We start from the raw sequence: 20038 nt of genomic DNA on the forward strand, positions 1-20038 counted from the left end.
TGGCGCGCCGAAAGCGACCTGGCGCCGAACATCACCGACGTCTCCGCGCCCATCATGGCCGACGGCGCGGCCATCGCGGCCCTGACCATGCCCTACATCTGCAAGCGTGGCGTACGGCCGGTGGAAGAGACCATCGCCGAGGTCCAGGCCACCGCCGCGGCCATCTCGCGCGAGATCCAGGGCGTCGCCTGAAAACACCCCGACCGGCCGGGCGTGGCCCAGCGACCGGGCGCGCCGGCAGGTTCAATCCGCTCCAGGCGACGGGGACCCCTACGGCGTCGTCGTGAGGCCCATCAACCGACTTCCTCGACGACCACGGGGGCGCCCATGCCGAAAGGCTGGCCCGGCGCCACGGCCATCAGCACCGCCACGGTCCGCTCGCCATCCTTGGCCGGCAGCGCCGTCGTCAGGGCGCCAGCCGCGGCGTCAGGCTTGGCCGCCACCTTGACGCCGTCGACATAGACCTCGGCCGGACCGGTCAGGCGGCCGAACACCAGCTTGCCGCCGCCCCGCCGCACCTTCGCGCGCGGCGTGAAGGCCAGCCGATAGAGCACGAAGCCGCCGCCCGGATCGGCGTCCTGCAACGTACCGGGCTTGGCCCAGGTCCAGGAATTCATGTCGTTGTCGGCCGGCTTGGCTAAGGGATCCGGTCGCGTCGAGGCCATCGGCGACATTCGCCAATCGGACAGGATCGAGACCGGCGAGGTCCGCGGCTCAGCCAACAGCGCCCCGGGCTGGACGGTCAGTTGAACCTGTGCGGACCGCAGCCCCGGCGCCGAGGCCGAAAGGCGCATGACGCCGCTGGAACCCTGTTCGCTCTGCACGATCACCTGGGCCAGGCCGTTGAACAGGCTTCGAGCGTTTCCCTTCTCCGGCTCGTGGCAGTTGGGGTCGCCATTGCCCAGGCCGATGATCCGTCCGTTGGCGATCTCAAAGGTCACCGGCAGATTGGCCGTGGGGACCGGCCGCCCGGCCTTGTCCAGGGCCTCGACCGTAATCGGCGCGGCGTCGGCGCCGTCGCCGGTCAGGACGGTCCGATCCGGCGTCAGGCGCAGGGCGACCGGCGGACCCGCCGTCTCGACCACCGCCTTCGACACCGGTTTGCCGCCGACATAGCCGATCGCCTCCAGCCGGCCGGGCGCATAGGGCACGGTCCAGGACGGCATGACGAAGGGATCGACCGCCTGGCGCGAGATCAGCCGGCCGTTGAGGCGCAGCTCGACGGCCTCGGCGTTGGTCAGGGCCATCACCTTGATCGGCTGCCCCTCCTTGCCCGGCCAGGTCCAGTGCGGGGCCAGGTCCAGCAGCGGCCGGTCCTTGATCCATTGCGCCCTGTGCAGGAAGAACGCCATCTTCGGGAAGCCGCAAAGATCCATCGCCCCGAAGAACGAGCTGGCCGAGGGCCATTCGAACGGCGTGGGTTCGCCGCGATAGTCGATGCCCGACCACAGGAAGGCGCCCGCCACGAACGGACGCTTGGCGATCGCCTCCCAGCCCTTGCGATGGGTCGTCCCCCAGGACGACGGTTCCTCGTCGTTTTCGGCCAGGATGTTGCGCGCGCGATCGGTGAACCATTCGCCGCGGGTCATGAAGGCGGAGGTGTCCTCCGAACTCATCATCGGCAGGTTCGGATGCTCGGCGTGGAACCGGTCATACCTGTCGGGCTGGTAGTTGAAGCCCACGACATCCACGGCCTGCGAGACGTTGATCGGAGTGAACATGCCGTCGTTCATCGCGGCGGTGACGGGGCGGCTGTCATCCAGCCGCTTGACGGCCGCGACCATGCGCCGAACCATCTGGTAGCCCGCCTCCGTGCCTTGCATCGGCTCTTCGTTGAACACCGACCACAGGAAGACGCTGGGATGGTTGCGGTCGCGGCGGATCAGCCATTCCAGCTGCCGCATGTAGTCAGGGCTGGGGTTGAAGTTGCGGTTCTCGTCGAGGATCAGCACGCCCAGCCGGTCGGCCGCCTGGAGCATCTCCGGGGCCGGGGCGTTGTGGGCGCAACGCACCGCATTGGCGCCCATGGCCTTGACCCGGCGCAACCGGAAATCCCACAGGCTGTCGGGCACGGCCACGCCGACCCCGGCATGGTCCTGATGCAGGCAGACGCCCTGGATCTTCAGCGACTGGTCGTTGAGGAAGAAGCCCTGGTCGGGGTCGAACCGCAGCGTGCGGAAACCGGTCGAGGTGATCGCCTCGTCGACCTGCTGGCCTCCGCGCCAGACGCGGGTGCGCACCGTGTAGAGCGCCGGATCGTCCACCGACCACAGGCGCGGGCTCGCGACCTCCAGGACCAGCCGGGCCTCGGCCTGGTCCAGCGACGGGACCTCGGCGGCGACGCGCCCGGCGCCCACCACCTTGCCCCAGGGATCGACCAGTTGGGCCTCGACCTCGACCGCCTCGGCCTTGGATCCGATATTGCCCAGGGTGGCGACGACCGGCAGGGTCCAGCGCCCCGCCGCGTCCCGCCGCGGATCGGCATGGACGCCGTCGTCGGCGATATGCACGGCCGCGCGCTTGGTCAGCCAGACGTGGCGATAGATGCCGCCGCCCTCGTACCACCAGCCTTCCATCAGATCGGCGTCGACCCGCACGGCGATGCTGTTGAGCTCGTCGCCGTAGCGGGCGAACGGGGTGAGGTCGATCTGCAGGGCGTTGTAGCCGCTCCAGTTGTGGGCCACGACGCTGCCGTTGAACCACACCGTGGCCTGGGTGGCGATCGCGCCGAATTCGATGGATAGGTGCTTGCCGCGATCGGCGGGATCCAGCCGTAGCGCCCGGCGGTACCAGGCCTTGCCGCGCGGACGATAGCCCTGGGCCAGGTTCTCGTCCTTGTCGAACGGCCCTTCGACCACCCAGTCATGCGGAAGGTCCAGTTCGCGCCAGTCGCTGTCGTCATACTCGAACGACGCCGCGCCCTGGGCGTTGCCGGCCTTGGCGTTGGCGTAGGACCAGCCATGCCCCCTGATCTTGGGAAACGGCACGTCGCCCAGATGGAAGCGCCAGCCCTGGTCCAGCGAGATCCTCTCCCCGGGCGCCTTGAGCTGCGGCATGGGATAGGATCGCTCGGGGACCGCGACGCCCGCCCAGCCCAGGGCGGGTGATGCGCCAGCCAGGGCGATGGCCGAACTTGCCCAAAGGAAACGACGACGGTCCAGGTTCATGTTGCTCATCTCGGATTTCCGGCCGTCCGTCAGCCGATCACATCACGCATGGCGGCGGCGGCGGCGGCCTCGTCACCGTCCCGGATCGCGGCGAAGACCCGGCGCATCGCCTTGGATCGCGCCGCCCCCGATCCGTGTCCGCAGCGGGCGTCGTACAGCAGTTGAGCTTCGATCAGCCCCGACAGGGAGCGCATGACCGGCCGGTCCGACGCCGCGCAGATGGTCAACCTGAAGGCCCGCTGGAGGGCGCGAGCCCCTGCGTCGGACGGCTCCGCCGCAAGATCGTTCAGGCACTGCTGCAAGGTCTCCAGGTCGTCGACCGAACGCCGCTTGGCCGCGCGGCGCGCCGCCTCGCACTCCAGACCCAGACACATCGCGCGCAGGTCTTCGCCAAACACGGGATCGCCGCCCGCCCCCAGACGCCATCTCAGGACATCCCGGTCAAAATGGCTCCAGTGTTCCGCCCGGCGGACCGTGGCTCCGACCCGCGTCTTGACGCTCAGGAACCCTTTTGCGGTCAGGCCCCGAATGACTTCGCGCAGGAACGAACGGGAGACTTGGAACCGATGCAGCAGCGCCGTTTCGCTCGGAAAGCCGGTCACGTCGTAGACGCCGTCCATGATTTCCAGGGCCAGGACGCGCAGCATCTGGTCATGGGCCGAACGCGGACGCTCCAGACCCAGACCTGGCCAGCGCGGCGGCGCGCCATCCTCGGCGCTTCCAGGCCGCCAAGGCGGCATCAGGGGCGCCGCCCCGGGCGGCTGGCCCTGTTCGGCGCCGCGACGATCGGCCTCTTCGAGAGCGCCAAGCCGGTCGGCGAACAGGGCCTCGCCCGCCTCCTGCCTGCGTGGCCGTGCATCTGCGCCGCGCATCATGTGGTCGCCTCAAAGATCGGCGCGGCGGTCAGACGCCCCGGCGTTCGAAGCGCCGGTGGGCGGACCGCGCACTCGGCTTGGGCCAGGCAGCCGGCCATGGGGCCGTCGGTCGCTTCACCGCTGACGATCAATACTGGCTTGCTCAAAGCCTCCTCCGGAGAAGAAAAAGACGCCCTTCGGCTAGGGAAAGGAACCGCCGAAGGGCGCAGGAGAAGGACGTGTCAGAACGACAGCCGCAGGCTGGCGTCGTTCGACGAAGACCTGGTCTTTGGCAGTTGCAGCCTCCGCGCGCGCCTCTGGCCGCGGTCGCCGTCTGCGCTGAAGGTCGCGCGGCTGTCCCGCCGGTTGGCCATGCCGGAATGAGTTCGGACCTGAACGCCAGAGCCTTGGTCGGAGGTGCTGTCCAGATCGCGCCGAACATTCTGCCTGCAAAGCATTTTCTACCCCTCCCGCTTGCTCGCGAGGATTCTGGCGCTCCAAGGGCGCCACGCGAACCGCTTTGACTGACCATCGAATGGCAACGTTGTCATCGCCCTACTGACCTAGCGGATTGTCACAAATTAGCAAGCCAATTCCTCAGACAAATGGGGCCTCAATTTCAAAATGTTGCACATTAATACTGACACCGGTGGCATTCCGAGGTCAGCGTGGATCCTGCGCGGAGCACGGCCTAAAATGGCCTTACCCTCCTGTTCTCCCCAAGATTAGTGGATTTTTCGACGGAATCGCAAACGCACAGCGGGCAACTTCACAGGCATATTATAAGTTTCGCTGGAAGCAATTAAGCAGACAATTTGTCAGAGGCGCTGCGGCCATCGGTGCAGTGCGCCTTCTCCCTGCATGAGTGCTTGAGGGGACGCTCCATAATCGGGCGGCGCTCTTGCACTTGCACTCGATGCGATCCGGTGGGAAAATTTGCCCTAAAATACCGTAGTGTTTTATTTATACAAAGTTTTTTGCAACACGCCTACATCGCTGGCGACGCCGTGTCCCGGCCCACAGGGAGTCGTCGTCCGGGCGCCGCCCGCAGCGACGCTTCAGGGAGATTGAGCGTTTCCCGACCCGACTGAGTCCGGGCGGGACCTCAGATTTTCGTCTTGACGCATTTCCTGGCGACGCTCGGCCATTGGAGCTTGCCCCCGTCCAGACGTGGGGCTGACCGATCTTCTCGCCGAGTTGGCCCGAACCAAGAGGCGATCCGGTTTGTTCAGGTCACGCCGTCATCATCGCGCGGCGCGGGTTCGACGGACCAGCGCGACGTCACGCTCGCAAGCGGCGGCCGCCCCCTCCACGGTGATCGACCGCGCGCCATCGCAGCCCAAGCGGACGGCGAGGACGGGCTGGCCCTCGATGCTGGCCTCGACCCCTCGCTTGCCGGCCGTCCTGACCACGAACGCCTTGGACAGCGAGTCGAGCTCCACCCGGCCTTCGCGGCGCAGGTAGCTGCCGTCCGCCACGAACCAGCGTTCGGGCTTCTGCGGCGTCCCGCCCTCGGGATAGGTCAGCGCCAGGATGTAGGCGTCGGTCTCCCAGCCGCCGAGATCGGCGTTGGCGTTGCGGTGACGGATCCGGCCGTCGGCCAGCAGGTTGAAATAGACGTCGGTCACCTGCCCCTTCTGGTGAAGCCGCACCATCAGGTAGTCCTTGGTCTCGAAACGCTCGATCCGTGGCGCGCTGGCCGGACCGTTGGGAGTCAGGGCGACGATGAACTTCATGCGGTCGGAGACGCCCGGCGCCTGCAGGCGCAGATAGGGCTGGGCTTCGTCGGGCGCGTGGTCCCTCAGGCCGGCGCCCTGGGCCATGCGCAGCAGTTCGGGATAGTCGGTGGGCAGGCCGCCGTCGGGCAGGGTCTGCGGAAACAGCGGCTGGACGGCCACCTCGGCGTCGCCATTCCTGACCGTGATCACCTGACCTTGCCGCTTGGCCTCGCCCTCGTAGTGCAGCAGCCACTCGAACTGACCCGGCTGCCAGCCCTTCAGGTCGTCGATCACCAGGATCACGTCGCCCAGCCACAGGAAGCTGCGATACTTGCGCTCGAAGACGCTGGCGTTCGGCCCCGTGGCGTCGGCCCAGACGAAGCGCAGGTCACCCGCATCGACCAGGTGATCGACCCGCCCGGGGAAATGCGAGCCGTCATAGGTGTTGCTGGCCGGCTCGGCCTTGCCGTCCAGGGTGACGACATTGTGGGCCACGCTTTGCCGATAGTAGCCGTCGTATTCGGGCCGCGAATAGCTGCTGTTGCCGGAGTCGATCAGCAGCGGCTTGCCCTTGTGCCAGAGGATGAAGCTGCCGGCGTCCGCGTGGTTGTGGTTCCAGGTGAAGCCGGAACGGAGCGCCAGATAGGTCGCGTCCGGCGACCAGGACGAGCGCATCGTCGCCGAGCCCAGGTCCCGGTCGATCCAGCGGGTCGGCAGGTCCGGCCCGCGCGCCGCCTCCGCGCGCGCCTTGGCGGAAGGCCACTGCACCATGTTCTCCGGCTCGCTCCAGACATCCTGGCCGGGATTGGAGCGGACCTGGTCCAGATACCAGAGATAGCGGGGCTTCTGGTCGCCGCTGGCCCACAGGTTGATCAGGGCGTGCGCCCCGCTGGCGGTGGGATTGCCGTCGCCGAAGTTGGACGACAGCGCGCCCGCCCCGGTTGGATAGAGGTTCTGGATGAACAGGTCGGCGACTCCGTCCAAACGCGGCGTCGGCGCGGGCTTTTCGCTGAAGGCGTCAAGCCAGGCTCGCTTGAACCTCAGATAGCCCTCCACGGCGAAGTCGGCGTAGTTGATGCTTTCGACGAAGGCGCCGTTGGACGCGAAGTGCTGGGGCTTGGTCTCGATCGCGCCGCCGTCATAGGCGGCCCATTCCTCGGCGGCCTCGTCGATCCGTCGGATCCAGGCGTCGGCCTGGGGCTCCTCGGTCTTGACCGCTATGGCCGCCACGCCCGCGCCGAACACGATGTGGCTGAACCAGTTGTGGCCCATGGTGTCGAGGCTGTGGATCCGCTCCGCCCCGTCGACCCAGTCGCCCAGGATCGGCTTGATGGCGCCCTTGACCAGGGCCCTGGCCAGGCGGTCGCGTTCGGCCGGGGCCAGGGCGTCATGGATCGCATCGAAGGTCAGGCCATAGACATAGGCGCTGGTCCCCATGCCCAGGTCGGAATTCCAGACCGGGGTGCGGGCCAGCAGCGGCTTGTCGGTGATCCAGTTGGGCCGCGCCGCATAGACGTCCAGCAGGGCCTTGGCGCGGTCGGCGTAGCGGCGCTCGCCGGTCATGCGGTAGGCCAGGGCCAGGTCCATCAGGGCGGCGTTGAGCTCGCGGTCGTTGGCCGGCTTGCGGGTCATGGCCTCGTCGGCCTGGCCGTGAGCACGGCTCCAGGCCGCCTTGGCGTCCGGATCCTCGGCCACCCGGGCGCGAAACTGCGCGATGTGCCGGTCGCTGAACGCCAGGTAGGGGTGGCCCGACCGCAGGGTCTGGGCCTGGGCCGCCCCGCCGATCAGGCACGCCGCCAGGACCAGGCCGGACACCCGCCGCATCACGTCACGCACCCCGTGTCTCCTCCCCGTCGCTGTCATCGTGTTCCTGCTCAATGATGATCCGCCTAGGCCAGGGACAGGTTGACCGCGAAGCTGCGGCGCACGCCCGGGCTCCGGAACGGATAGACGCAGTGCAGCATCCAGGACGGCCACAGGTAGAACTCGCCCACCGCCGGCTTGACGACGAACAGGTTGCGCACGCCCACGGCGCTGCGGCTGTCGATGAACTGCAGGCACCCGGCGGTGTTCTGGCGCGCCTTGTCGGCCCGGAACTCGGCCTCGTAGTCGGACGGCACGCGAAGGTAGCCGACACTGCTGAACAGGCAGCCCTGGTGGAAATGGGCGGGATTGTAGTCGCCGGCGACCATGTCGTTGACCCAGCCTTCCTTGATCTGGATCCGCAGCTTTTTGTCGGCCAGCTCTTCGGTCCGCTCGTAGTCGCCGTAGTGCATGAGCGCGTTTTCGCAGCGGTAGGCGTAGGTGCGCGCGACATCGTAGAGGAAGTCGGTGACCTCGGGCATTTCGCGGATGACGTCGGTGAACCGCATCTCCGTGCTGACCACGCCCGCCAGGTGCGCGGACCAGTCGCGGGCGGCGACCTCGTCCTGCCGCCCCAGCAGGTCGTCGATGCGGGCGTTCAGCCGCTCGACCATCCCGTCCGGCATCGTCGCCTTGAGGATGGTCGGGCTGAACGGCGCCACAAGCTTCAGGTCGTGGTCGCTGGTCACGGCCGCCTAGAACTCCTTGCGGACGGTCAGCCAGACCGACCGCGGCGCGTTGCGCTTGAGCAGGTAGCCGGACTCCGGCAGCTGGGCGACGACGTCGTAGACCTGGACGTTGGCCGGAAGATTGCTGCTGATCATCGGATCGTAGGCCGAGACATACTGCGTATCGAACAGGTTGCGCACGTCGACGGTGACCTTGGTCTTGGCCAGGCCTTCGTATTGCACCGAGACGTCCACATTGTCCTGCTTGGGCAGGAAGCGATGGTCCAGCGCATTGGTGTTGAGCTTGCGTTCGTCCATGAAACGGTGACGAACGTTGAAGCGGAAATCCTTGTACCGGTAGGAAACGGTGTTGCTGACCGTCCACTTCGGAGACCGGGCCAGGATCCCCGCATCGACACGAAGGACATCGTCGGCCGCGCCCAGGCCGTTGGCGCCCGTATTCAGCCAGTTGTAGGCCGCGGTCGTCTTGCCGTTCAGGTAGGTCACGGACGGAGACCACTCGAGGTTCCGGGTGATCCGCCACTTCGCCCACGATTCAATCCCGCGCGTGAAGTAGGTGTTGAAGTTTTCCGGCAGCAGATAGGTCGAGACGTTGTCCGTATCGACGGCCGTCGGATAATCGTTGACCGCGAAGCTCTGGTAGAAGGCGGTGACCTGGCCGTTGAACTTGCGATCACCGAACGTGTAGGCCAGTTCGTGGCCCTTGATGAACGCGGTCGGACCGAGCGGACGAACCAGGGCGGCCACCGTCGAATAGCGATTGATGACGCCCGCCGCCGGCTGCTTGGCGTCGGTGTATCGATAGTAGATCTTGTGCTTGGCGTTGAAGTTGTACCCAGCCGACACGCTGTAGTCGACGACGCCCAGCGCCCGGTCGGCGCGAATGACCTTCGACGCCGTCTGGGTCATGTAGACATTGTCGTAAACGGTCAGCGGATCGCCATCGAGCCCGCCGTTGGTCAGCGACGCGGCGCCGGCGTTGCGCGTGTCCCAGGTCTCCGAATGGGTCTTGGCGTTGAAGTGCTGGTACTTGATGCTTCCGTTGAAGTCCCAGTGCTTGCCAGGCGACCAGTTGAAGCCGGCATAGGGCGAAACTTCCAGGATCTTGGCCCGCTGCGACACCGTCGTGAACAGGCCGCTGCCGTATGAGCCCCAGCCGCCGGCGTCGGTCAGCTGATAGGTCGTTCCCGACGCCGTGACATATTTGACGTTCAGGTTCTGGACTTGCCCGTCGGCCCAGGCCGAGACGCCCAGACCGTTGGCCCAGTTGTCGTTGGCCTGATGGGACCGAGCCACGTACACGCCGAAGTTCAGGCCATACGACTCGCCGTGGTAGCTGGCGGTGAAGTTGCCCATGAAGTCCTTCGACCCGCGGTCGTTGTCCTCGGCCCGGGTCTGGAGCACCAGGTCCTGCGAGGCGCTCCCGACCGGCACGACTCCGGAATTGAAGCCGCCGTTCGCGCTGGGGATGGTGGCGGTGACCAGGCCTCCGCGCATGTCGATGTCACGATTGGGCAGGCTATTGGCCACGATGCACAGGCTGTTGGTCTGCCAGGTGGTCGCCGTGACGCGCGGACAGGCCGCGCCCGTGCGATAGTTCGTTCCCAACTGCGAGCCGGCCACGTTGTTGGCGACCCTGGCGACCAGGGCCCCGGCGGCGTTGTAGAACTCGTAGTAGCCGGGCGTGCGGTCGAGGTTGTCGATGTTCAGGCCGAAACGCTCGCGCGTCGCCGCCGCCGAGGCCAGCGACGCCAGGCCCTGGGGCTTGTAGGACTGGCCTCGATAGTCGGATTTCTGGACGCGGAGCGCGCCCGTGAAACCCCAGGCGCCGTCCGTGTCGTGGCGCCAGTTGAGCGAGATCGCATCCTGCTTGTAGCGATAGCCGGCCGACGGATCGAGCGTGTGGCCGCCCGGCTTGAAATAGTTCGGAACGGTCTGCTCGCCGCCGTTCATGAACAGGTTCACGTCCCGGCCGAAGCCCGGGATCTCCTGTGCGTCCTGGTAGCCGTAGGTCGGCTGCTGGAAGGTCGTCAGCTCGGCGTTGGTGTCGTCCAGGTGCTTGAGGATCACGTTGAAGGCGCCGGACCCGCCGGCGCCCTGGTATTCCTTGTAGAGGTTCACCTTGAACTGGCCGCCATGGTTCAGGTCCCACCCGGGATCCACCTGGCCGTTCGACCGGCGGTAGAAGCCGCTGACGCCGACGCCCGCGTCGCCGGCCTTGTTGACCCAGCCATACGCCCCGTCGACCTGCTTCCACGACAGGTGAAGGTCTTCGCCCTCGAAGCCCAGGCGGGTCTGGATGACCCCGCCCGGCCTGACCGCGCCGGTGATGTAGTTGAACGTGGAGCCCACGGACGTGGTCACGCCGGTCGCAGACGAGCCGCCGCGCACCGACTCGACCCGGCTGGTCGAGATGTCGGCGCGGTAGAAGTAGCCGTCCTGAAAGCCGCTGAACTTGAACGGCACGACCGGCAGGCCGTCTTCCAGGATGGTCGTCCAGAAGTAGCCGGACGTATTGGCGCCGGTGCCGATGGTCATGCCCCGTGTGAAGACCTCGTTGCGCGCCACGCCGTCATTGGATTCGACCACGACGCCGGGCATGTCGCGCAGCATGTCGTCGGCGCTGATCGGCGTGAACTTGGACATGTCGTCTTCGTTCAGCACCGAGAACGAGACATTGGCCTTCTTGGCCGCGGTTCCGGCCATGACGCCGGTGACGATCACCTGGTCGACGGTGCTGGTCCCGCTGTTGTCCTGGGCCGCGGGCTTCGCCGCCGCGGCCTTGGGCGGGGCCGCGGTCTGCGCGTACGCGCCGTGCGCCGACAACGCGCTCACGCCGGCGACCAGCGCCAGAACCATGTGAGAAACTTCCGTTGCGCGCACACGGCCGCGCACAGGGCTTTGAGCACCCATCATTTCCTCCCCTTCGGACTTTCGCCGACTCGCTTTGACGTGAGTTCGGACGCCGCTCAGCCGATCGCGTCGCCCAAATCGCAACGTCGAGCGACACCGCGACCAGTTCTATTGTTATCGATATCAATGACAATCAGAGGCTGTCAACGCCTTTCGCCCGGCTGACGTCTTCATCGCTTTTCAGCAGAGAACGGGCCCGCGCCGGGCCGCCAGGTCACCGAATCGCCTGGGCGTCAGGCGAAAGAAGCTATGGTTACGATATCATCCCGCTCCCCGGGCGTCGCTACGCCGTCGCCAGCTTCGACTTGCGCACCGAATACCCGAAGTAGATCGCGCAGGCCGCCGCGCCCCAGGCCGCGAACAGGATCCAAGTGTCCAGGGGCAGGCCGTAGATCAGGTAGCCGCAGAACGCCACGCTGAGCACCGGCACGACCGGATAGAGCGGCACGCGGTAGCCGCGCGGCAGGTCGGGCTGGGTGCGCCGCAGGAGGATCACCCCCAGCGAGACGATGGCGAACGCGATCAGGGTGCCCATGCTGGTCAGGTTGACCAGAGTGTCCAGCGGCACGAAGGCGGCGAGCAGGGCGATGAACGCCGCGACGATCCAGGTATTGAGGTCCGGGCTTTGGGTCTTGGGGTTCACCCGCTGGAACACCTTGGGCAGCAGGCCGTCGCGGCTCATGGCGTAGAGGATGCGGGTCTGGCCGTACATGACGACCAGGGTGATCGAAAAGATCGAGATGATCGCCCCCACGCAGAGGATCAGCGAGGTCCAGGCCTGGCCGGTCAGGTTGCGCAGGATCACCGCCAGCCCGGCCTCCTGGCCCGCGAACGCGGTCCAGGGCTGGGCGCCGACCGCGGCCAGGGCCACCAGGATATAGACGCCGGTGACGATCAGCAGGGACAGGATGATGCCCAGCGGCAGGGTGCGGCGCGGGTCCTTGACCTCGTCGCCGGCCGTCGAGACCGCGTCGATGCCGATGTAGGAAAAGAAGATCGACGAGGCCGCCGCCCCGATCCCGGCCACGCCCATAGGGGCGAACGGCGTCAGATTGTGGGCGTGGAAACCGCTGAAGGCGATGACCACGAAAAACAGCAGCACCAGCAGCTTCAACACCACCAGCACGGCGTTGACGGTCACCGACTCCTTCACCCCGCGCAGCAGCAGGATCAGGCAGGCGCCGACCAGCACCACCGCCGGCAGGTTGAACACCCCGCCCGCCCCCGGCGCCTTGGCGATGGCGTCGGGCATGCGCCAGCCGATCAGGTCGGAGAACATCTCGTTCAGGTACTGGCCCCAGCCCACCGCGATCGCCGAGGCCGAGACGGCGTATTCCAGCAGCAGGCACGCCCCGACGAGGAAGGCGACGAACTCGCCCAGCGTGGCGTAGGCGTAGCTGTAGGACGAGCCCGACACCGGGATGGTCGAGGCCAGTTCGGCGTAGCACAGGGCCGTCAGGGCCGCGGTGATCCCGGCGATCACGAACGAGACGACCACGGCCGGCCCGGCCGCCGGCACGGCCGTGGTCAAGGCCACGAAGATGCCGGTGCCGATCGTGGCCCCGACGCCCAGCATGGTCAGCTGGAACAGGCCGATCGAACGATGCAGGCCTTCGTCCGGAAGGTGCTCGCCCCCCTCGGCGACCACTTGGCCCACAGGCTTGCGGCGAAGAAGGTCGGCCGCGCGAAACTGGCCCATGGAGTCCTCGAGGTCTGGAAGGCGACGGCAAACTAGCCTCGCCATGCGCCCGACATCAACTTGCCTTCGCGCCGGAATCGGCTGGACGCTCTGGCCAGCGCGCCGGCGTTGGACCTCAAGTCCGTGATGTCCGGCTCCGCCGTCCGGCGCGGGGCCGGCGTGGGGGCCGGCCTTACGCCGCCGCCTCGTCCTCGTCGTCGTCCAGCACGCCGGCCATGGCGGCCATCGACAGCTTGCGCATCGCCGAGGCGCGGACCTTCTCGCTCTCGCTCTTCAGCTGGCCGCAGGCGGCGAGAATGTCGCGGCCCCGCGGGGTGCGGATCGGCGAGGAATAGCCGGCCCGATTGAGGATCGCGGCGAAAGCCTCGATCGCGGCCCAGTCTGAACATTGATAGTCCGTGCCTGGCCACGGATTGAACGGGATCAGGTTGACCTTGGCCGGAATGCCCTTGATCAGCTTGACCAGGGCGCGGGCCTCGTCGGGGCTGTCGTTGACGCCCTTGAGCATCACATATTCGAACGTCACGCGGCGGGCGTTGCTGAGGCCCGGATAGGCCCGGATCCCAGCCATCAGCTGGTCCAGCGGATACTTCTTGTTCAGCGGCACCAGCACGTCGCGCAGGGCGTCGTTGGTGGCGTGCAGGCTGATGGCCAGCATGGCCTGGGTCTTGTCGCCCAGGGCCTGCAGCTGCGGGACCACGCCGGAGGTCGAGACCGTGATCCGGCGACGCGAGATCGTGATGCCCTCGTTGTCGCTGATGATCTCGATGGCGTCGGCCACCTGACCCAGATTGTAGAGCGGCTCGCCCATGCCCATGAACACGATGTTGCTCAGCAGGCGGTCTTCCTTGTCGGACGGCCATTCGCCCAGGTCGTCCTTGGCGATCTGCACCTGGGCGACGATCTCGGCGGCGGTCAGGTTGCGGACCAGGGCCTGGGTGCCGGTATGGCAGAAGCTGCAGTTGAGGGTGCAGCCCACCTGACTGGAGACGCAGAGCGCCCCCGCCCGGCCCACGGACGGAATGTAGACCGTCTCGACCTCGACGCCCGGGGCCATGCGGATCAGCCACTTTCGGGTGCCGTCCTTGCTGACCTGGCGCTCGACCACCTCGGGACGGGCGATCGTGAAATGGTCGGCCAGGCGAGCCCGGGTCTCCTTGGCCACGTCACTCATCTGGGCGAAGTCGGTGACGCCGCGGTGATGCACCCAGCGGAAGATCTGGGTGGCGCGCATCTTGGCCTTGCCGTGCTCGACCACGCCGCTCTCGGTCAGGGCGGCCACCATCTGCGGCCGGGTCAGGCCCGACAGGTTGATCAGCGGCTTGGGAGCATCGACGGCGGGCGCGACGCGGGACAGGTCGAGGGTGACGCTCAAGGGGCGGTCCGAAGGCAAGACATTTCAGGGATCGAGGCCAGGATATAGCAGCTCTCGCGACTTTTTCCAAAAGGACGGGGCGTCGCGGCCCCGGACCTTGACGCCCGCGCCCGCGCCGCCTCCCATGCGGCGTCCGGATCCCTCGAGGATCGCCGAACTCTGGGGAGGCTCGATGAAGTCCCGTCTGCTGGCCGCCTGCGCCGCCGCGGCCCTGTGCGCGGCCGCCCTGTCCGCCGGGGCCCAGGCCCAAAACCAAGCCCAAAACCAGACTCAGGCCCAGGCTGTCGCCTCGGCCCCTTCCCCCGCCGAGGCCAAGGCCTTCGTCGACGGCGCCGAGAAGGACCTGATGGCCATGGGCGAATACGCCGCCCGCATGGCCTGGGTGCAGGCCACCTACATCACCGACGACACCAACTGGCTGAACGCCAAGGTCGACGCCGAGGCCAACGCCCTGTCGGTGAAGTACGCCAAACAGGCCGCCCGCTTCGACCGGACGCAGGTCGACCCGGTCACCCGCCGCAAGCTCAAACTGCTGAAGGCCGGCCTGGTCCTGCCCGCCTCCGACAGGCCGGGCGCGGCCCAGGAACTGGCCGACGTCCAGGCCCGGCTGCGGGCGCTCTACTCGACCGGCAAGGTGACGATCGACGGCGAGACCCTGACGCTCGACGACCTGGACGATCGCCTGCGCACCGAACGCGACCCGGCCAGGATCAAGGCCATGTGGGAGGCCTGGCACGCCGTAGCCAAGCCGATGGCCGCCGACTATCCCAAGCTGGTCAAGCTGGCCAACGAGGGCTCGGCCGAGCTGGGCTACAAGGACACCGGGGCCCTGTGGCGCTCGTGGTACGACATGGAGCCCGACGCCTTCGCGGCCAAGACCGACGCCCTCTGGGCCCAGGTCGCGCCGTTCTACAAGAACCTGCACTGCTACGTCCGCGGGCGGCTCAACGCCAAGTACGGCGACGCGGTGCAACCGAAGACCGGCCCGATCCGCGCCGACCTGACCGGCAACATGTGGGCTCAGAGCTGGAGCAACATCTACGACATCGCCGCTCCGCAGGGCCTTCCGGGACCGGGTTACGACCTGACCCAGTCGCTGGTGGCCAAGGGCTATGACGCCACCAAGATGATGAAGACCGGCGAGGGCTTCTACACCTCCATGGGCATGGCCCCGCTGCCGGACACCTTCTGGAAGCGGTCGATGATCACCCGGCCGCGCGACCGCGAGGTCGTCTGCCACGCTTCGGCCTGGGACGTCGACAACGACCAGGACATCCGGGTGAAGATGTGCACCCGGGTCAACGCCGACGACTTCTATACGGTGCACCACGAGCTGGGGCACAACTTCTACCAGCGCGCCTATGCCGGTCAGCCCTATCTGTTCCGGGGCGGGGCCAATGACGGCTTCCACGAGGCGATCGGCGACTTCGTCGGCCTGTCGGCCCTGACCCCGACCTATCTCAAGCAGATCGGGGTCATCGACGCCGCGCCCGACGCGGACGCCGACATCCCGTACCTGCTGAACATGGCGATGGACAAGATCGCCTTCCTGCCGTTCGGCCTGCTGGTCGACAAATGGCGCTGGCAGGTGTTCTCCGGCCAGATCGATCCCGCCCACTACAACGAGGCCTGGTGGAAGCTGCGCGCCCAGTACCAGGGCGTCGCCCCGCCCGGACCACGCCCGGCCGACGCCTTCGATCCTGGCGCCAAGTTCCACGTCGCCGACAGCACGCCCTATACCCGCTACTTCCTGGCCCGGGTCTACCAGTTCCAGTTCTACCGGGCCGCCTGCCGCCAGGCCGGCTGGAAGGGGCCGCTGAACCGCTGCTCGGTCTATGGCGACAAGGCGGTGGGCGAGAAGTTCGAGAAGATGCTGGCCATGGGCCAGTCCAAGCCCTGGCCCGAGGCCCTTGAAGCCTTCACCGGCGAGAAGGACTTGGACGCCAGCGCCATCGCCGACTATTTCGCGCCGCTGAACGCCTGGCTGATCAAGCAGAACAGGGGCCAGTCCTGCGGCTGGTAGAGGCCTGAGACAGGCTCCGGCGGGCCCGGCGAAGGTGGAAAGATTCACCATCGTCGTTTGCCGCCCGTTCACCGTCCTTGGCGATAATGCCCGATCTCTGGGGAGTCGGGCCTTGCTCATGACCATGTGGAAACGCCTCGCGGCGCGCCTTCGCGACGACGAGCGCGGCGCGATCGCCGTGCAGTTCGCGCTGCTCCTGATCCCGATCGCCATCCTGACCTTCGGCCTGATCGACCTCAGCCGGGCCAGCGTCCAGAAGCGCCAGCTGCAGGACGCCCTCGACGCGGCGACCCTGATGGCCGCCCGTTCGACCGCGACCACCAACGCCGACCTGGACACCATCGGCGACGCCGCCCTGGCCACCGAGATGGCCGGCCTGGGGGTGACCCTGACGGCCGCCAACTCGACCTTTTCCCTGGGCGACAACAACACGGTGGTGGGCAAGGTCCAGAACGTGACCATCAAGCCGATCATCTCCAATCTCTGGAGCTCCGGCGACCCAAATGTCTCGGCGGACTCCACCGTGATGCGCTCGGTCAACAAGCTGGAAGTGGCCCTGGTGCTCGACAACACCGGCTCGATGGCCAGCACCCTGGGCTCGGGGGCCCGCAAGATCGACGCCCTGATCGACGCCTCCCAGTCGCTGGTCGACGTCCTGGCCGCCGCCGCGGCCCGGGCCAGCGAGACTGACGCGGTGAAGATCAGCGTCGTGCCGTTCTCGATGACCGTCAATGTCGGCTCGACCTACCAGAGCCAGAGCTGGATGTCGGGAAAGATGCCGGCGACCGGCTACGGGACCGACGTGTTCGCGACTAACCAGGACCGCTTCGCCCTGCTGTCGAACCTGGGCCTGACCTGGGCCGGCTGCGTCGAAAGCCGTCCCGCGCCCTACGATGTCACCGACGATCCGCCGACCAGCGCGACGCCCGCCTCGCTGTTCGTGCCGTTCTTCGCGCCGGACGAGCCCGACGACAACACCGTCGGCGTCAACCAGTCCAGCTCGACCCGCTACCGCGACAGCCGGACCACCGGCACCTCGTATCCGATCCTGAACAATTGGCTGCCGGACGGGGTTGCGCCCAACGGCACCCTGGCGACCGCCTGGAACACGCGCTCGACGCCGATCGCCAAGTACGGCGCGAACAACAAGAACAACGTCCTCAGCTTGGCCAAGACCGGCACGGTCTACGGCCCCAACTCCGGCTGCGGCATGACCAGCCTGATGCGCCTGACCAATGTCCGCTCCACCACCCAGCGGGACGCGGTGAAGACCAAGCTCGGCCAGATGGTCGCCAACGGCAACACCAACGTCGCCATGGGCCTGGTCTGGGGCTGGCACACCCTGTCGAACAACGGGCCCTTCGCCGACGGCGTCATTCCGAACTCCACCGAGGGCCAGAAGACCACCAAGGTGATCGTGCTGCTGACCGACGGCGACAACACCAACGACACCTATAACAACCCCAACAACTCGGCCTATACGGGCTACGGCTACATCGGCCAGGGGCGTCTGAAGAACGCCAGCGGCACGGCCCTGACCAGCAGCTCCACGGCCACCAACCGCCGCGACGCGATCGACAGCCGGGAAAAGCTGGTCTGCGACAACGCCAAGGCCGAGGGAGTGCAGATCTACGCCATCGGCGTGGGGGTCTCCAGCCACTCCAAGACGATCCTGCAGGACTGCGCCACCAAGCTGGACATGTATTACGACGTCACCGACGCCGCCCAGCTGACCTCGGTGTTCAACACCATCGCCGGCTCGATCCAGAACCTGCGGATCACCAAGTAAGAAAAAGCCCCGGAGCGATCCTCCGGGGCTTTTTGCTTGGCGGCGCCTCGTTTTGGCTAAGCCTTGGCTTTCGCTTCCTCGCCTCCGGCTCGTCCCGGGACTGATGGAGGTTCCGGCTAGGCCAGCTTGATCTCCCGCAGGCGCTGCTGGAGGAAGGCGTCGGCGGTGATCGGCTCGGGATAGCGGTCCGGGTTCTCGCCCGTGACGCAGCTGGGCAGGGTCTTGATCAGGTAGTCCGACGCGAAGTGCAGGAAGAACGGCGTCGAATAGCGCGGCACGCCGCGGCGTTCGGGCGGCGGATTGACCACGCGGTGGATCGTCGAGGGCAGGACGTGGTTGGTCAGGCGCTCGAGCATGTCGCCGATGTTGCAGACCACGCAGCCGGGCGGCGGGTTGATCGGCAGCCAGTCGCCATTCCGGTCGAGCAGTTCGAGCCCGCCCTCCTCGGCGCCCAACAGCAGGGTGATGGTGTTGATGTCGCCATGCGCCCCGGCCCGCACGCCGGTGGCGTCCTTGGGGATCGGCGGATAGTGCAGCAGGCGCAGCACGCTGTTGCCGTCCTTGACCGTCGGATCGAAGAAGTCCCGGCCAAGTTCCAGATAGGTGGCGATGGCCTTCAGGACCCGCACGCCCAGGCTGTCGAGCGCGCCGTACAGCCAGCCGACATTATGGTGGAAGCTGGGAATCTCGGCCGGCCAGATGTTGTCGGCCATGGTGGCGCGGAACGGGTGGCCGGGCGGGAGGTCGCGGCCGACGTGCCAGAATTCCTTCAGGTCGTAGTGGTCGGCGCCCTTGGCGGTCTCGATGCCGAACGGGATGTAGCCGCGCGAACCGCCCTTCACCCCCGCGTACTGGCGCTTGGTCTCCTCGGGCAAGGCGAAGAAGGCCTTGGCGTCGGCGATCGCCGCGTCGATCCGCGCCTGGGCCAGGTCGTGGTCCGAGATCACCGCGAAGCCGTAGCGCTGGAACGACGCGCCCAGCGCCTGGGCGAACCTGTCGAAATCCTTCGAGTACAGGGTGAACGAGACGGGTTCGATGGCGGATGCGGACACGGGCGTGGCCTCGGCTGGCAAGATGGGACTTAGTAAGGCTGGACTTACTACACTGTCAGGCGTCCGGCGCGAAGGCCGTTCATCTCGGCGTCATGTCACCTGTTGGAACTTGGCCATGGACGAGGCGTTCTGCCTCGCAAGGATTCAATGGCGCCAAGGATCACGGGCAATGGCCCGGGATCAAGGCCGCAAGAGGGAAAGACCGTGATGATGAGCAAGTACGCCCCGTGGATCGCCCTGGCGGGCGCCCTGGCCCTGGCCGCCTGCACCACCACCGACCCCTATACCGGCATGCCGGTGCGCAACAACACCGGGACCGGGGTCCTGAGCGGGGCCGGCATCGGCGCGGCCCTGGGCTATCTGACCAACACCAACAAGGGCGAGCAGGGCCGCAAGAACGCCCTGATCGGCGCGGGTATCGGCGCCCTGGCCGGCGGCGCGGTCGGCAACTACATGGACCGCCAGCAAGCCGACTTCCGCCGCAGCCTGGAGGGCTCGGGCGTGATGATTCGCCGCAACGGCGACCAGATCGTGCTGGTCATGCCCAGCGACGTGACCTTCGCCGTCGACAAGTCCGAGGTCCAGCCCCAGTTCACCCGCGTGCTGGACGACGTGGCCCGTACGCTGAACGCCTATCCGCAGACGACGATCGACGTGGTCGGCCACGCCGACAGCAGCGGCCCCGACGACTACAACCAGACCCTGTCGGAGCGCCGCGCCAGCTCGGTGGCCGGCTACCTGACGGGTCCCGGCCGGGTGCTGCCCGACCGCGTCTTCGTTGCCGGGCAGGGCGAGCGCCAGCCGATCGCCTCCAACGACACCGCCGAGGGCCGCGCCCAGAACCGTCGGGTCGAGATCATCCTGCGGCCGCTGACGCGCTAGGGGGGCGAAGAGCG

General features: G+C 67.2%; 11 protein-coding genes and 1 pseudogene. 4 read left to right on the plus strand and 8 right to left on the minus strand.

Going from position 1 to position 20038, the window contains the following annotated elements:
• A pseudogene (locus tag ASD47_RS27005) lies at positions 1-192 on the plus strand (IclR family transcriptional regulator); the annotation flags it as partial.
• A 101-nt stretch (positions 193-293) separates the two neighbouring features.
• Here ASD47_RS27005 and galA read toward each other — a convergent pair.
• The 7 genes from galA to rlmN all read right to left on the minus strand — a co-directional run bounded on the left by galA (position 294) and on the right by rlmN (position 14278).
• Entirely contained in the window at positions 294-3176 is a 2883-nt protein-coding gene (gene galA / locus ASD47_RS11455; RefSeq protein WP_156402218.1) for a beta-galactosidase GalA, read from the minus strand.
• Positions 3177-3196: 20 nt separating this feature from the next.
• Entirely contained in the window at positions 3197-3814 is a 618-nt protein-coding gene (locus tag ASD47_RS11460; protein ID WP_057187402.1) for a FadR/GntR family transcriptional regulator, read from the minus strand.
• 1451 nt (positions 3815-5265) lie between these two features.
• Positions 5266-7575, minus strand: coding sequence for a heparinase II/III family protein (locus tag ASD47_RS11465; protein ID WP_162251636.1), 2310 nt, complete (start codon positions 7573-7575; stop codon positions 5266-5268).
• Positions 7576-7628: 53 nt separating this feature from the next.
• Entirely contained in the window at positions 7629-8291 is a 663-nt protein-coding gene (locus ASD47_RS11470; RefSeq protein WP_056756087.1) for a putative 2OG-Fe(II) oxygenase, read from the minus strand.
• A 6-nt stretch (positions 8292-8297) separates the two neighbouring features.
• Entirely contained in the window at positions 8298-11150 is a 2853-nt protein-coding gene (locus tag ASD47_RS11475; protein ID WP_056756091.1) for a TonB-dependent receptor plug domain-containing protein, read from the minus strand.
• A 337-nt stretch (positions 11151-11487) separates the two neighbouring features.
• The gene (locus ASD47_RS11480) at positions 11488-12903 is read right to left on the minus strand and encodes an APC family permease (protein WP_056756094.1); all 1416 of its coding nucleotides are present in this window, start codon (positions 12901-12903) and stop codon (positions 11488-11490) included.
• Between the two features lie 172 nt (positions 12904-13075).
• Positions 13076-14278 carry a 23S rRNA (adenine(2503)-C(2))-methyltransferase RlmN gene (gene rlmN / locus ASD47_RS11485; protein ID WP_056756097.1) on the minus strand — a complete coding sequence of 401 codons (1203 nt, stop codon included), beginning with the start codon at positions 14276-14278 and terminating at the stop codon, positions 13076-13078.
• A gap of 172 nt (positions 14279-14450) precedes the next feature.
• Here rlmN and ASD47_RS11490 point away from each other — a divergent pair, with 172 nt between their 5' ends.
• Both ASD47_RS11490 and ASD47_RS11495 read left to right on the plus strand, forming a co-directional pair.
• A complete protein-coding gene (locus ASD47_RS11490) occupies positions 14451-16301 on the plus strand; it encodes a M2 family metallopeptidase (protein WP_056756101.1) in 1851 nt (616 codons plus the stop codon).
• Positions 16302-16419: 118 nt separating this feature from the next.
• Positions 16420-18090: a TadE/TadG family type IV pilus assembly protein gene (locus tag ASD47_RS11495; RefSeq protein WP_164468867.1), complete on the plus strand. Its 1671-nt coding sequence runs from the start codon at positions 16420-16422 to the stop codon at positions 18088-18090.
• Positions 18091-18206: 116 nt separating this feature from the next.
• Here ASD47_RS11495 and ASD47_RS11500 read toward each other — a convergent pair whose 3' ends face one another.
• Complete coding sequence (locus tag ASD47_RS11500; RefSeq protein WP_056756105.1) at positions 18207-19142, minus strand: isopenicillin N synthase family oxygenase; 936 nt, start codon at positions 19140-19142, stop codon at positions 18207-18209.
• Positions 19143-19349: 207 nt separating this feature from the next.
• Here ASD47_RS11500 and ASD47_RS11505 point away from each other — a divergent pair, with 207 nt between their 5' ends.
• The gene (locus tag ASD47_RS11505) at positions 19350-20024 is read left to right on the plus strand and encodes an OmpA family protein (protein WP_369800289.1); all 675 of its coding nucleotides are present in this window, start codon (positions 19350-19352) and stop codon (positions 20022-20024) included.
• The last annotated feature ends 14 nt before the right edge of the window (positions 20025-20038 follow it).

Source organism: Caulobacter sp. Root1472 (assembly GCF_001426985.1).
Taxonomy (GTDB): Bacteria; Pseudomonadota; Alphaproteobacteria; order Caulobacterales; family Caulobacteraceae; genus Caulobacter; species Caulobacter rhizosphaerae.

Excerpts from the sequence above, each read along its gene's own strand:
- galA (WP_156402218.1), bottom strand. The coding sequence starts at position 3,176 with ATGAGCAACATGAACCTGGACCGTCGTCGTTTCCTTTGGGCAAGTTCG.
- ASD47_RS11460 (WP_057187402.1), bottom strand. The coding sequence starts at position 3,814 with ATGCTGCGCGTCCTGGCCCTGGAAATCATGGACGGCGTCTACGACGTG.
- ASD47_RS11475 (WP_056756091.1), bottom strand. The coding sequence starts at position 11,150 with ATGGTTCTGGCGCTGGTCGCCGGCGTGAGCGCGTTGTCGGCGCACGGC.
- ASD47_RS11480 (WP_056756094.1), bottom strand. The coding sequence starts at position 12,903 with ATGGGCCAGTTTCGCGCGGCCGACCTTCTTCGCCGCAAGCCTGTGGGC.
- ASD47_RS11490 (WP_056756101.1), top strand. The coding sequence starts at position 14,451 with ATGAAGTCCCGTCTGCTGGCCGCCTGCGCCGCCGCGGCCCTGTGCGCG.
- ASD47_RS11495 (WP_164468867.1), top strand. The coding sequence starts at position 16,420 with ATGACCATGTGGAAACGCCTCGCGGCGCGCCTTCGCGACGACGAGCGC.
- ASD47_RS11505 (WP_369800289.1), top strand. The coding sequence starts at position 19,350 with ATGATGAGCAAGTACGCCCCGTGGATCGCCCTGGCGGGCGCCCTGGCC.